Annotated in this window: 12 protein-coding genes; 5 read left to right on the top strand and 7 right to left on the bottom strand. The window is 57.8% G+C overall.

The genetic code is table 11. From position 1 onward, the window contains the following. Positions 1–482 precede the first annotated feature (482 nt). From mutT to UB90_RS05665, 3 genes are read right to left on the bottom strand one after another with little or no spacing between them, the layout of a single operon-like run. The gene (gene mutT, locus UB90_RS05655; RefSeq protein WP_005607784.1) at positions 483–893 is read right to left on the bottom strand and encodes an 8-oxo-dGTP diphosphatase MutT; all 411 of its coding nucleotides are present in this window, start codon (positions 891–893) and stop codon (positions 483–485) included. Next, the gene (argJ, locus tag UB90_RS05660; RefSeq protein ID WP_065325558.1) at positions 890–2116 is read right to left on the bottom strand and encodes a bifunctional glutamate N-acetyltransferase/amino-acid acetyltransferase ArgJ; all 1227 of its coding nucleotides are present in this window, start codon (positions 2114–2116) and stop codon (positions 890–892) included. Before argJ ends, mutT begins: the two co-directional genes overlap by 4 nt. 31 nt (positions 2117–2147) lie before the next feature. Continuing rightward, positions 2148–2999: a peptidylprolyl isomerase gene (locus tag UB90_RS05665; RefSeq protein ID WP_065325557.1), complete on the bottom strand. Its 852-nt coding sequence runs from the start codon at positions 2997–2999 to the stop codon at positions 2148–2150. 177 nt (positions 3000–3176) lie between these two features. On the opposite strand from UB90_RS05665, the gene secA reads away from it, so the two are divergent. The 5 genes from secA (at position 3177) to UB90_RS05690 (ending at position 10250) form a co-directional block, all read left to right on the top strand. Further along, a complete protein-coding gene (gene secA / locus UB90_RS05670; RefSeq protein ID WP_065325556.1) occupies positions 3177–5870 on the top strand; it encodes a preprotein translocase subunit SecA in 2694 nt (897 codons plus the stop codon). 135 nt (positions 5871–6005) lie between these two features. Continuing rightward, entirely contained in the window at positions 6006–6911 is a 906-nt protein-coding gene (locus tag UB90_RS05675) for a hypothetical protein (protein ID WP_065325555.1), read from the top strand. 23 nt (positions 6912–6934) lie between these two features. Further along, positions 6935–8488 carry a phosphate ABC transporter substrate-binding/OmpA family protein gene (locus UB90_RS05680; RefSeq protein WP_065325554.1) on the top strand — a complete coding sequence of 518 codons (1554 nt, stop codon included), beginning with the start codon at positions 6935–6937 and terminating at the stop codon, positions 8486–8488. Positions 8489–8490: 2 nt separating this feature from the next. Next, complete coding sequence (locus UB90_RS05685) at positions 8491–9786, top strand: SDR family oxidoreductase (RefSeq protein ID WP_065325553.1); 1296 nt, start codon at positions 8491–8493, stop codon at positions 9784–9786. Then, positions 9783–10250 carry a DUF2269 family protein gene (locus UB90_RS05690; RefSeq protein ID WP_065325552.1) on the top strand — a complete coding sequence of 156 codons (468 nt, stop codon included), beginning with the start codon at positions 9783–9785 and terminating at the stop codon, positions 10248–10250. Before UB90_RS05685 ends, UB90_RS05690 begins: the two co-directional genes overlap by 4 nt. Before the next feature lie 17 nt (positions 10251–10267). Here the strand turns inward: UB90_RS05690 and dxs are convergent, their stop codons facing one another. From dxs to UB90_RS05710, 4 genes are read right to left on the bottom strand one after another with little or no spacing between them, the layout of a single operon-like run. Continuing rightward, entirely contained in the window at positions 10268–12196 is a 1929-nt protein-coding gene (gene dxs, locus UB90_RS05695) for a 1-deoxy-D-xylulose-5-phosphate synthase (RefSeq protein ID WP_065325551.1), read from the bottom strand. 28 nt (positions 12197–12224) lie between these two features. Beyond that, entirely contained in the window at positions 12225–13088 is an 864-nt protein-coding gene (locus UB90_RS05700) for a polyprenyl synthetase family protein (RefSeq protein ID WP_065325550.1), read from the bottom strand. A 6-nt stretch (positions 13089–13094) separates the two neighbouring features. Continuing rightward, on the bottom strand, positions 13095–13340 hold the full coding sequence (locus UB90_RS05705) for an exodeoxyribonuclease VII small subunit (RefSeq protein ID WP_065325549.1): 246 nt from the start codon (positions 13338–13340) through the stop codon (positions 13095–13097). After that, positions 13337–14263: a histone deacetylase family protein gene (locus UB90_RS05710; RefSeq protein ID WP_065325548.1), complete on the bottom strand. Its 927-nt coding sequence runs from the start codon at positions 14261–14263 to the stop codon at positions 13337–13339. The genes UB90_RS05705 and UB90_RS05710 overlap by 4 nt, the downstream gene beginning before the upstream one ends. Positions 14264–14343: the final 80 nt, after the last annotated feature.

The raw sequence follows: 14343 nt of genomic DNA on the forward strand, positions 1-14343 counted from the left end.
AATGGCCGGGGCTTTTTCGTTGCAAAACCTACTCTTAATCAGATCGCTGCCTCTGAGGTGATGTCTTGATTCTAAGGCGGTACAATAAAAAAACCGAAGACGATGCTGCCAGCCTCGCCTTCGGTTGTGAGTTTACATTCCCGGTATTGGAGCTGCCGTAGCCTTTGCGCCGGGAACGTCTGTATTGTCTGCCCTGACAACACATCTGCTGATAGATTGTCCCGCGAGTAGCGGTGAACGAGGTGTTCTGACACGTATCCGATGTCAAACCATAAGGTGCTGCCACATGAGTTCGGATATCTAAACCTTTGAGGTTGTTCTGTTCTGAGTGATCCTGCCATCCCGATGAAAACACGTTCAGGTTGCCGGAAAATGGTTAACAAAAGGTTTCGATAGGCACTGGGCGCATCTACATATAGAAAACCCCAGACCTAACCTAATAGATCTGGGGTCGTATTGATGAATTAACGATCTCAGCGGCTTTAGAGCCAGTCTCGTAGAATTGGGATCAGTGGAATGTCCGCGGGGGGCATCGGATAGTCCCGCAACTCTTGCGGACGGGCCCATTTCAGCACCTGACCTTCGCGTGCCTGCGGAATGCCTTCCCATTTTCGGCATGCGAAGAGTGGCATCAACAAGTGGAACTTCTCATAAGAGTGGCTCGCAAAGGTTAGTGGGGCAAGGCAGCTGGACCAGGTGTTGATACCAAGCTCTTCCTGTAGCTCGCGAATCAAGGCGACTTCAGGGGTCTCTCCTTCCTCGACTTTGCCACCGGGAAACTCCCACAGCCCCGCCATGGATTTGCCTTCTGGGCGCTGTGCGAGAAGGATACGGCCCTCAATATCAATGAGCGCCACCGCAGAGACCAGAACGACCTTTTTCTGTTCGCTCATGACCGATAGTCCGCATTGATGGTGATGTACTGATGGGTTAGATCGCAGGTCCAGATGGTTGCACTTCCGTCACCTAGCCCAAGATCTACTTTCAGCGTTATCTCTTCTTTCTTCATTTCTGCCGCGCCCAGTTCTTCTTTGTAAGAAGGGGCGACCCAACCTTTTTCAGCCACGAGAACATCACCAAAAGAGATCGATAGCAGATCGCGGTCTGCCTTGGCGCCGGATTTCCCAATCGCCATGACGACGCGGCCCCAGTTGGGGTCTTCGCCCGCGATCGCGGTTTTCACCAGCGGAGAGTTTGCGATAGCCAGACCGTGGATCTTGGCGTCGGCATCGCTTGCGGCACCTGTGATCTGGATTTCAACGAATTTGGTCGCACCCTCGCCGTCGCGCACCACCTGATGGGCCAGATCCAGCATGACGCCTCGCAAGGCCTCAGCAAAGGCAGGGTGATCGGTGGCATCCACGCCCGAAGCTCCTGTTGCGCAGAGCATCAGGCTATCGGATGTTGAGGTATCGCTGTCGACGGTGATGCAGTTGAAGGAGGTATCGTTCTCTGCGGACAGCAGGGCCTGAAGCCTGCCCTGATCATAGGCTGCATCGGTGAAGATATAGACCAGCATCGTGGCCATATCCGGAGCGATCATGCCCGATCCTTTGGCGATCCCTGCGATTTGAACGGGCGTGCCGTCGATATCGACAGTCGCAGCAGACCCTTTGGGGAAGGTGTCCGTGGTCATGATTGCCTCGGCGGCGTCTTTCATTGCCGAGGCAGACAGAGCACCATTCAACTCGTCCAGTTTGGACAGGATACGGTCATGGGGCAGGGGTTCACCGATCACACCGGTTGAGGCGGTAAACACGCGATTCTGCGGCAATCCGGTTTTATCGGCAACAGCGGCAGTGATCTCCGCAACCGAGGTCTGACCGTAGTGGCCGGTGAAGGCGTTGGAGTTGCCGGAGTTGACCAAAATGGCAGCACCTTGCTCGGTGTTGCTGCCAAGCTTGGCCTGACAGTCCAGAACTGGAGCCGAGCGCGTTGCGGAGCGGGTGAAGACACCGGCGACCGAAGTACCGGGGTCCATCACCGCCAACATGACATCCGTTCGGCCCTGATAACGCACCCCGGCTGCGGTGGAGGCGAAACGCAGACCACCGATTTCCGGCAGAGCGGGAAAAGTGGCGGGGGCAAGCGGAGAGCGGGGCAGGGTTTTTGCCATTTTGGTCTTCCAGTTTGAAAATGATGTGAGATCAGTTCTCGATCAGGCTCATGTCGCGCAGAACCGAAGGCTCGAGATTTTCGATTTCAGGCCGGTCAATCGTCGCGCTGGCGGTCAGCTGATTGATTCGATCCTCGACTGCTTGCTGTGCCAGTTCAAGGCCGATCTCTTCGCGGACGTCTTCATAATCCGGGGCTTCCAGTTTGCGGCGGTCATTCAGCTTGATGATGTGCCAGCCGAATTGGGTCTGCACGGGCTCGGAGACCTCACCCGGACGCATCTCGGCGACAGCGGCTTCAAACTCCGGCACCATGCGACCATTTTCAAACCAACCAAGCTCACCGCCGTTGGGGCCACTTGGTCCGGTGGAGGATTCTTTGGCCAATGCCGCAAAATCCGCACCTGCATCAAGTTGCTCTTTGATGTTGACGGCATCTTCTTCGCTTTCCAGCAAGATATGAGAGGCGTTGAACTCGTCGCCGCCATCATCGCTGCTGTAGCGCGCATCATAGGCATCGCGGATCGCGTCTTCGGTCTGAGCATCCTCCATCACGGATTCGATGACATCGGACGCCAGCAGAGACCGCTCCTCGTGTTCGACCGACAGGCGCACGTACTCTGGGGTGTCGCCATGCAGCTGCTGCTTGAGCACGGTTTGTTGAATCAGCTGGTCCAGCAGCGCCTTGAACAACAGATCATCCGGCAGGCTTTGGTACTGGGCGGGCAGTTTGGCGCGTGCGACGATCATATTTCCAACAGTGATCTCTTCACCGTTGATCTTTGCGACCACCGTATTGGCATTCAGTTCGGCATATGCAGGTGCCGCGAGGCCGAAAGCAGCCGCAAATGCGACGCTCCGCAAAAAAGTGAGACCTTTGCGCATGGAAACCTTCCTATATTCCTGCCACGGCGGGTCGTGGCGTTGACACTTATTTTCCTGCCCCTTACATCGCCATAGGGCCTGCGGCAGGACCGTCTTTCCACCTTTGTTTATGGGTTGCGAACACGGCGGGCAAGCCTGCCGCTAAACAAGGCCGTGAACAGGACTTTTGGAGCGCACATGCTGGGTATCGGAACTCTCGCCAAAAAGGTCTTCGGCACGCCGAACGACCGCAAAATCAAGGCGACACGGCCGCTGATTGCAAAAATCAACGCGCTGGAGCCTGAGTTCGAGGCGCTGAGCGACCAGGGGATAAAGGACAAGACCGAAGACCTGCGCAAGCGGGCTCTTGCTGGTGAAAGCCTTGATGATCTTCTGCCCGAAGCATTCGCCAATGTTCGCGAAGCCGCGCGTCGTGCTTTGGGTCTTCGCGCGTTTGACACCCAGTTGATGGGCGGAACGTTCCTTCATCAAGGTAACATTTCCGAGATGAAGACCGGTGAAGGTAAAACCCTTGTGGCGACCTTCCCTGCGTATCTGAACGCACTCACGGGTAAGGGTGTGCATGTTGTTACGGTGAACGAATATCTCGCCAAGCGTGACAGCGAGTGGATGAGCAAGGTGTTTGAGGCGCTGGGGATGACCACTGGCGTGATCTATTCCAATCAGCCCGAGGCGGAAAAGATGGCCGCCTATGAGTGTGACGTCACTTACGCCACCAACAACGAGCTGGGCTTTGACTATCTGCGCGATAACATGAAGCCTTCGCTGGATCAGGTTTTCCAAAAGCAGCACAACTTTGCCATCGTGGATGAGGTCGACTCGATCCTGATCGACGAAGCACGCACCCCTTTGATCATCTCTGGTCCCGCCGAAGATCGGTCCGAACTCTATGACACCATCGACAAGCTGATTCCGACGCTTGACGAAGAGCATTATGAGATCGACGAGAAAACCCGTGGTGTGACCTTTACCGAAGAAGGCAATGAGTTCCTTGAGGACTCGCTTCTTAAGGCCGGTTTGCTTGAGGAAGGTGCGAGTCTTTATGACCCGGAAAGCACCACCGTGGTGCACCACGTCAACCAAGCACTGCGTGCGCACAAGCTGTTCCAGCGCGATAAGGACTATATCGTGCGCGACGGCAATGTGGTGCTGATTGACGAGTTTACGGGCCGAATGATGCCGGGGCGCCGCCTGTCGGAAGGCCTGCATCAGGCGATCGAAGCCAAAGAAGGCACAACGATCCAGCCTGAAAACACCACACTGGCCTCGGTCACGTTCCAGAACTACTTCCGTCTTTATAACAAACTCTCGGGCATGACCGGTACGGCCATGACCGAAGCTGAAGAATTTGCCGAGATTTATGGCCTTGGCGTGGTTGAAGTTCCGACCAATCGGCCAATTGCCCGCGTGGACGAGGACGATCAGGTCTACCGCACGGCCAACGAAAAATATGCGGCAATGATTGCAGAAACCAAGGTTGCACATGAAAAGGGTCAGCCGGTTCTGCTCGGGACAACCTCAATTGAGAAATCCGAGCTGCTGAGCCATTTGCTGCAGCAGGAGGGGATCGAACACAACGTCCTCAACGCGCGCCACCACGAGCAAGAAGCCAAGATCGTTGCCGACGCAGGCCGCTTGGGCGCCGTGACCATCGCCACCAATATGGCCGGTCGAGGCACGGATATTCAGCTCGGTGGCAACATCGACCTGAAGGTGATGGAAGCGCTTGAGGCCAACCCGGACGCTGATCCCGCTGCGTTGCGCGCAGAAGAAGAAGCCAAGCACGCCGAGGAAAAACAAAAGGTGCTTGATGCTGGTGGCTTGTATGTGATGGCCTCTGAGCGCCATGAAAGCCGCCGTATCGACAACCAGCTGCGGGGCCGCTCCGGTCGTCAGGGTGATCCGGGCCGCACCAGCTTCTACCTCAGCCTCGAAGATGACCTGATGCGTATCTTTGGGTCTGAGCGTCTGGACAAGCTGCTCTCGGGGCTTGGTATGAAAGAAGGCGAGGCGATTATCCACCCGTGGGTGAACAAATCGCTGGAACGCGCACAGGCCAAGGTAGAAGGCCGCAACTTTGACATGCGCAAGAACGTGCTGAAGTTCGACGATGTGATGAATGACCAGCGGAAGGTGGTTTTTGCACAGCGCCGTGAAATCATGGCGTCTGATGACACGCATGAGATTGTCACGGACATGCGCCATGAGGTGATCGACGATCTGATCGACCTCTACATGCCGCCCAAGACCTACGCCGACCAGTGGGATACCAAAGGCCTGCAAGAGGATGTGCGCGATAAGCTCAGCATCGACGTTCCTGTGGTCGAGTGGGCCGCAGAGGAAGGGGTCGATGACGAGCAAATCCGCGAGCGTCTCATCGAGGCTTCTGACAAGCTTATGGCCGAAAAGGTGGAAGCGTTTGGTCAGGAAGGTATGAGCAACATCGAAAAGCAGGTGTTGTTGCAATCCATTGATGCCAAATGGCGCGAACACCTTCTGACGCTGGAGCACCTGCGTTCTGTTGTGGGGTTCCGTGGATATGCGCAACGTGACCCGCTCAACGAGTATAAGAACGAGAGCTTCCAGCTGTTTGAATCCATGCTCGATTCACTGCGCGAAACGGTGACGCAGCAGTTGTCCCGTGTGCGCCCGCTCAGCGAAGAAGAGCAGCGCGAGATGATGATGCAAATGGCCGCCCGTCAGGCTGGGATGCAACAAGCCGCAGCGCCCGCCACTGCAGACGCCGCAGAAGAACCGCTTGCGGGTTTTGTCGAAGACGACCCCTCAACTTGGGGTAACCCCTCGCGCAATGACAAATGCCCCTGCGGATCTGGGAAAAAGTTTAAACATTGCCACGGTCGGCTGGGTTGATGCGCAATCGGGCGGTCTAACTGCCCAAAACTATTAAAGACTGTGGCAAAGGTCGTGTTTCCTCCCGGCCTTTGCCACAGTCTGGCCCCCTTCCCGAGATACGAATCCTTAACCTTTTGGGGTAAGGAGGGTGTAATGGGTATCCGAGTTACAGGTCTTATTGCTGCGGCCACTGTCGTCTGTGCCTTGGGCACAGGCGTGTATATGCAGCGTACGGCCGACATGCAGCGATCGCCGGCGTCCAGTGCGGCGCTCGATCAGCCCGCACCTCTGCCAACAGAGCCTGAAACCGGAAAACTTGTGTTTCAGGATGTGGCCTATACGTCCGCACGCACAGACACACGCACGCCACGACAGCCGTTGCGCGATGTCGACACATCACTGCTGCAATGTGCAAGTGACCTAAAACTCACGCCAATGCCCAATGCGTTGTTGCGCATCGAAATCTCCGCCCCCTGCCGGGGTGGCGAGCGATTTACACTTCATCATAGCGGCGTGATGGTGACCCAATCTCTGGATGCTGCGGGTGAATTCAGCGGTGTGTTGCCTGCGCTGGCAGCGCGCGCTGTCGTCATTGCAGATTTTGCGTCGGGTCAAGATTTGGAGGCCGTTGCAAAGGTGAGCGATCTCGACAGTGTCGAGCGTGTCGTCATGCAATGGCAAGGCGACAGCGGGCTTGAACTGCATGCGCTGGAGTTTGGCGCAACCTATGGGAGCGCTGGACATGTGTGGAAAGGTTCTGAACCGGGGCAAGGTGCAGGGCAGGTTCTGTTTCTAGGCGATCCAGCGCAGGTCGCCGCACGACTGCTGCAAGTCTACACGCTCCCTAAGAACAGCGGTTATGGCGTGGTCAACATTTCTGTCGAGGCAGAGATCACAAGCGACAATTGTGATCAGGTCGTCGCCGCGCAATTGGTTGAACGCCGTGATGACAGGTTGCGGACACGCGATCTTGTGCTGAACATCCCGGAATGTTCTGCAACAGGTGACTTTCTGGTGTTGAATAATCTGGTAGAAAGCCTGAAAATCGCCTCCAACTAACTGGGGCGACACCGGGATTTCTCATGAGCTATTATCGTGCGGCGGTTTGCGCCGCACTCTGCTTTTTCAGCGCAAGCGTTCCGGCTTTCGGACAGGATGTAACGCTGTCATCGCCCGATGGTGCCATCGAGGTGAGCGGAGATTTATTGGGATTTGATGGTGAATTTTACCGTGTCGAAACGCAATTTGGCGAGTTGACCGTGGATGGCTCCGGGGTGCGCTGCGACGGGCCCGGTTGCCCCAGCCTCTCGGATTTCGTCGCCGAGATTACCCTGTCTGGCTCTTCTACCATGGCAGAGGTTTTGCTGCCTGCGCTTATCGAAGGTTTTGCGCTGCGCAACGGGTTCCAGACCGCCAGAGAGCAACTTGACCCGCGCCAGTTCGAATATACCCTGTCGCGCGAGGGCCATGTGGCAGGGCGGTTTGCCTTTCACGTCAGCAATACGGACGAAGGGTTTGCCGACGTTTTGGCCAACCAAGCCGATATCGTGATGGCCTTGCGCGAAATTCGCGAGGCGGAGCATCTGCTCGCATCCGAGGCAGGCCTTGGCGATATGTCGCTCTCTAATCGGGGACGGGTACTTGCGCTGGACGCGATGGTTCCGGTTGTGGCGCCTTCCAATCCGGTGCGGCGTATTTCCTTGCCGCAGCTTGCGGATATCTACGCGGGCAAGATCACCAACTGGCAAGAACTGGGTGGCGCGGATGCACCCATTTCCACACATTTGCCCGTCGCCGGGGCAGGACTTGCGCAAGCGGTTGAGGATAAGCTGTTGTCGCCTGCCGGGCTGACGCTTGCCAATACTATCCGGCGTCATGATCGTGGCAGTACATTGGTGCGCACCGTCGCCACTGATCCTTTTGCTATTGGCATTGCGAGTTTTGCGGAAACGGGCCAGACGCGGATGCTGACTCTTACAGGGACCTGTGGGTTCTCACTTTCGGCGGCCCGCCGCAGCATTAAAACCGAAGACTATCCTTTGACCGCGCCAATGTTTCTCTATCTGCCTGCACATCGTCTGCCGCGTATTGCACGGGATTTTCTAACCTATGTGCGGGGTCCTGCCGCGCAAATTGTCATTCGCAGAGCCGGGTTCGTGGATCAGGCACCGGAGTATATTCCCATGCGCATGCAGGGAGAGCGCCTCAGCAATGCGATTAAATCCGCGGGTGACGACATCCCCTTGGGGGAGTTGAAGCGAATGATCTCAGGGCTTGATGGTTTGCAGCGATTGACGACGTCGTTTCGGTTTGAGGCCGGCTCGTCCCGCCCTGATGCGCAATCTCGAAACAACATCGATCTGATCGCGCGTGAATTGGAGGCCGGAGTGTATGACGGCAAGCGCATGGTGTTTGTGGGGTTCTCTGACGGGGAAGGCCCAGCAGAAGGCAACCGTGCGATTGCATTGAAACGGGCCGAGTCTGTGCGTCGTGCGGTGGAGCGCGCGGCCGAAACTGCAAACCTTGATCGCATAACGATAGAAACGGCGGCTTATGGCGAAGCGTTGCCCATCGCGTGCGATGACAGCGCTTGGGGCCGTCAGGCCAACCGTCGCGTCGAAGTCTGGGTCAGGTAGAGGTGGCGCGCGCCCTCGTTCTTGGGGCCTATGGGCTGATTGGGTCGGCTTGCGCACGTGCACTTGTGGATGCGGGGTTTGATGTCACTGGCTTGGGGCGTTCAAGCCAGGCAGCACAGCGGTCCAGCTTGCCTGTGGATTGGGTTATCCGCGATATTGCGCAGCTAACGATTGTCGAATGGCAGGACCTTTTGGAGGGATGCGATGTCGTAGTGAACGCAGCTGGGGCATTGCAGGATGGTGCGCGGGATCGCCTAGAAGCCATTCATGTCACAGCGTTGAAGGCGCTGACCCGAGCGGCCGAGACGATGCCTCTGCGAGTGGTGCAAATCTCAGCCGCTGGCGTGGCGGAGGATGCCTCGACAGAGTTTTTCCGAAGTAAGGCACGTGGCGACGCAGTGATCAAACGCGGCCTCTCCGATTGGGTCATTCTGCGCCCGACATTGGTATTGGCGCCCGAGGCCTATGGTGGCACGGCGTTGTTGCGCGCGGCGGCGGCCATACCTTTGGTACAGCCCAAGGTGCTGCCGGATGCGATGATCCAGACGGTCTCGATCGAGGATGTGGCCTCGGCGGTGGTGAGAGCCGCCCGGAAAGAGATCGCAGCCGCAACCATTTTGGATTTGACGGAGGAGGGCACACAGAGCCTTGCAACGCTAACCGAGACCATGCGGGACTGGCTCGGGGTATCGCCCCCGATCTTCAGTCCGACCCTACCGGACTGGGCGCTGCGGGCCATGTCATCCTTAGCGGATTTGCTTGGGCAGTTGGGGTGGCGATCGCCACTGCGTCGCTCTGCCGTTCAGGTGTTGCGCGATGGGGTTCGCGGCGATCCCTCGAACTGGGTGGCCACTGGCGGTTCCCCTTGCATGTCGCTGCACGAAACCCTGTCGCGCATGCCCGCAACCCGTCAGGATCACGTGTTCGCGCGGGTATATCTGGCGTTACCCCTCGCGATTGCGACGCTCTCTTTCTTTTGGGTTATATCTGGGCTGATCCCCTTTTTCGATCTCCCCGGAACGATTTCCATCCTTACTGACCGCAGTGCTCCTTCCTGGCTAAGCGCCCTCGCGGTGATTGGTGGGGCGGTACTCGACGTGGCATTGGGTATGGCAATCCTTTGGCGGCGATGGGCGGCGCGTGCTGCCATGGGCATGATCGCCCTGTCAGCTGCCTATGTCTTGGGGAGCCTCATTACAGCACCAGACCTTTGGCTCGACCCGCTTGGTCCGATGGTCAAAGTCCTGCCTGGCATGATGCTTGCAGGCTTTGTTGCGCTGGTTTTGGAGGACAGATGATCTACGAGTTGCTGCTGTTCCTGCACGTGCTTGGCGCCACAGTTCTGTTGGGCACCGGAGCAGGTATCGCCTTTTTTATGGTGATGTCACATCAAAGCAAGGATGCACGGCTGATCGCGCATGTCTCCGGTATCGTGGTCATTGCAGATACGGTGTTCACAGCAACGGCGGCGATTGCACAACCTGTTACCGGCTATCTGCTGGTACGAGAGGTTGGCTGGCCCCTGACAGAGGGCTGGGTCGCAGCCTCGCTTGGTCTGTATGTTTTTGTCGGATGCTTCTGGCTGCCGGTGGTCTGGATGCAACTGCGCATGCGCAATCTTGCACGCGCGGCGCGTGACAATTCAGAACCACTTCCGGCAGCCTATTTCAGGCTCTATCGCTGGTGGTTTGCCTTTGGATTTCCGGCATTTGCTGCGGTGCTCGCCATTGTCTGGCTGATGCTGACAAAGCCTGTGTATTAGGTACAGGGCACACGCAGTTAGGCGCGTCGTTCATCGAGGCGCGCAACGCCCAGAACATCCAACACTTTGGCTTCGATATGTTCCGCGTTCATCGCGGCATTGTCGTACATATCTTTGGGGCTTGCCTGATCGATAAAGGTATCGGGCAGCACCATGGAGCGGAACTTCAGGCCCTCGTCAAACACGCCTTCATCAGAAAGCAACTGTGCCACATGAGAACCAAAACCACCGACCGCGCCTTCTTCGACCGTGATGAGAGCCTCGTGCTCGGCTGCTAGGTTCAAAATCATGTCGCGGTCTAGCGGTTTGGCAAAGCGCGCGTCGGCAATGGTCGGCGTGATGCCACGGGCCGCGAGTGCCTCGGCGGCTTTGCGCACTTCGCCAAGGCGGGTGCCAAAGGACAAGAGCGCAACGCGTTTACCGTTCTGAATCATCCGACCCTTGCCGATTTCCAATATCTCAGGCTGGTCTGGCATCTCTACGCCTTCGCCTTCGCCACGGGGGTAGCGGAATGCGATGGGGCCGTCGTCATAGGCGGCGGCGGTTGCAACCATGTGCTTTAGCTCGGCTTCGTCTGCCGCGGCCATAACCACCATGCCGGGCAGGTTCGCCATAAACCCAATGTCAAACGCCCCTGCATGGGTGGCCCCATCGGCCCCGACCAAACCTGCACGGTCGATCGCAAAACGCACAGGCAGACGCTGGATCGCAACGTCATGCACGACCTGATCGTAGCCGCGCTGCAGGAAGGTCGAATACATCGCACAGAACGGCTTCATCCCGCCCGCCGCCAGCGCGGCGGCAAAGGTCACGCCGTGCTGTTCTGCAATGCCCACGTCAAAGGTGCGTGAGGGATAGCGCTCCGCCATCAAGTTGAGGCCGGTGCCATCGGGCATCGCAGCGGTAACGGCGCAGATTTTGGAGTCCTGTGCGGCCAGTTCCGCCAGTGTTTTGCCAAAGATCGACGTGTAGGAAGGTGCGTTGGAGGGCGCTTTTTTCTGCTCCCCTGTCACCATGTCGAACTTTGCCGTCGCATGGCCTTTGTCGCGCGCCACTTCCGCCGGGCGGTAGCCTTTGCCCTTTTTGGTAACCGCGTGAATCAGGATCGGCCCGTTTGCGCGCGCTTTGACGGTGCGCAGAACCGGCAGAAGCTGGTCCATATCGTGACCATCAATGGGACCAATATAGGAAAATCCCAGCGATTCGAACAAAGTACCGCCCATGGCCATGCCCTTCAGCATGTCCTTGGCGCGTTTGGCACCCTCGCGGAAAGGTTCCGGCAACAAAGACACCGCGCCCTTGGCTGCAGCTTTAAGGTCGTGAAACGGTGCCTCGGTATAAAGGCGGCTGAGATATGAAGAGAGCGCACCAACCGGTGGCGCAATCGACATCTCGTTGTCGTTGAGGATTACGATTAGCCGCTTGCCAAGGTGGCCCGCGTTATTCATCGCCTCAAACGCCATCCCCGCGCTCATGGCGCCATCGCCGATCACCGCAATCGCGTCGCCAAGTCCCTCTTCGGTGACGCCACCCAGATCACGGGCGACGGAAAACCCGAGCGCGGCAGAGATGGACGTGGAACTATGCGCCGCACCAAAGGGATCAAAGGCACTCTCGGAGCGTTTGGTAAAGCCCGAAAGACCGTCCTTCATCCGCAGGGTGCGGATACGGTCACGACGCCCGGTCAGGATCTTGTGCGGATAGCACTGATGCGAGACGTCCCAGATCACCTTGTCTTTGGGCGTATCAAACACCGCATGAAGCGCCACTGTCAGTTCCACAACGCCAAGGCCAGCCCCCAGATGTCCACCGGTGACGGAGACGGCAGAGATAGTCTCTTGCCGCAACTCATGCGCGACTTGCTCCAACTGCGCGTCAGAGAGACGTTTCAGATCCGCAGGCGATGCGATCTGATCAAGGAGCGGGGTCTGTGGCCGGTCGGTCATGTGGGTCGTGGCTCCTTCGGGGCGCGATTTAGCTGTCGCGCGAGATAACGAAGCGGGCGGCGTCCTTCAAGGTATCGCCTGCCGCGCCATATGGGGCAAGGGCAGCACAAGCCTGATCGGCCAGTTCCTGCGCGCGGCGTTTTGCGCCCTCCAGCCTAAGGAGCGACACGAAGGTGGCTTTGCCTGCGTCTTCGTCCTTGCGCACGGCTTTGCCTACGGTTGCAGCATCGCCCTCTATATCCAAGATGTCGTCGGCGATCTGAAAAGCCAGTCCCAATGCTTGGGCATAGTGACGCAGCGGTGCGGGGTCCGCACCTGCCAGCCGCGCACCGGCACAGGCGGACCATTCGATCAGGCAGCCGGTCTTGCGCGCCTGAAGGGTGGTAATTTGTTCAAGTGTCAGCGGTGCCTCAGCCGTTTCTGCGGCGATGTCCAGCATCTGTCCGGAAACCATGCCGTCCTTGCCCGCAGCCTCTGCCATTGTGCGAATGAGGCTTATCGCATGGGGGCCGACTTCCTCACGCGCGAGGAGTTCGAACGCCTGTGTTTGCAGGCTATCGCCTGCCAGCACAGCGGTAGCTTCGTCCCACTTGCGATGCAAGGTGGGCCGGCCTCTGCGCAAATCATCATCGTCCATACAGGGCAGGTCATCATGCACCAGCGAGTAGGCGTGGATGCATTCAATTGCCAGCGCCGCCTCAAGTGCGGCCGTCTCGGGGACATCATGCAGCCGTGCGCTCTCGAGAACGAGGAAGCCACGCAGCATCTTGCCGCCACGCAAGGCATAAAGCATCGCTTGATGCAGCAGATCTGTCTGCGGCAAGCGGTGTTCCATATGGATGGATATTCTCGTCTGCGCTTGCAATAGCGCAGCGGTAAACCCTGCCGTCATCTGATCTTATCCCGCGTCGAGCGGTTGAGTGCCGGATGGCTGACCATTTGCGTCAAGCGTGATCGCGGCGACCTTCTCTTCGGCGCGCTTCAGCTCGTCCTCGCACCGCTTTTTGAGTGCAGCACCACGTTCGTAGAGCGCAATGGACGCATCCAGAGCCACGTCACCGCGCTCCAGCTGATCGACGACGCGTTCCAACTCCTTCATCGCAGTTTCAAAGCTCATCTCTTCGACGGGGGTCTCGGTTGTCATGTCGCGGCCTTTATCAATTCTTCCACATGCGCCTTGGCGGCGTCGGCTAGCGCGTTCAGATCATATCCGCCTTCCAAAGTCGAGACGATACGACCTTGGCACAGCTCTTGAGCAAGCGCGCAAAGTTCTGCGGTGAGCCAACGAAAATCGTCTGTTTCCCAGTTAAGCTGTGCCAGCGAATCGTCTTTATGCGCATCAAATCCGGCCGACAGAATGATAAGTTCTGGTTTGAACGCTCTCAGACGAGGAAAGGCCTGCTCAGTGTAAGCGTTTCTCATTGTCGCGCCGGTGCTTTCGGGCGGCAGCGGTAGGTTCATAACATTGCCGTAAGCACCGTCTTCTTCCGCATGCCCACTACCGGGCCAAAGCGGCATTTGTTGTGAACTGATGGCCAATGCCCGCCGCTCATCCCAGAGCAGGTCTTGTGTGCCGTTGCCGTGATGTACGTCGAAATCCACCACTGCGACCCGGCGTAGATTATGGTGGTCAAGCGCGTGTTTCGCCGCCAGCGCTGCGTTGCCCAACAGGCAAAACCCCATTGGTGTATCCGTTTCTGCGTGATGACCGGGCGGTCGCGTCGCGCAAAAGGCGTTACGGACCTCGCCGGATAAAACCAGATCTACCGCACGGACTACCGCGCCTGCCGCGCGAAAGGCCGCATCCAGTGTCCCGGGCGACATCCATGTGTCCGCGTCGAGCTCTTTGCGGCCCTCGCTAGGCAAGGTGCGGCGAAGGTCTGCAAGGTAACTTGCAGGATGGATGCGCAAGATATCGTCTTCGGCCGCCATCGGTGCAGACACGCGTTTCAGGTCGAGCGCTTCAAGCGCGTGTAGCACATGTACCAATCGAGCGATCTGTTCTGGATGACCGGGCGGTGTCTCGTGAGTGAGACAATCCGCGTGGGTTATGAATGCGGTGGCCATGACATCTCTCCTTTGTTGGAGGGGCGATCTCCCGCCACTGGGCGCATTTCAAGGGGGATGCCGTTAAAGCTCCTTCAGAC

The sequence above is a fragment of the Tritonibacter mobilis genome (assembly GCF_001681715.1).
Taxonomy (GTDB): domain Bacteria; phylum Pseudomonadota; class Alphaproteobacteria; order Rhodobacterales; family Rhodobacteraceae; genus Epibacterium; species Epibacterium mobile.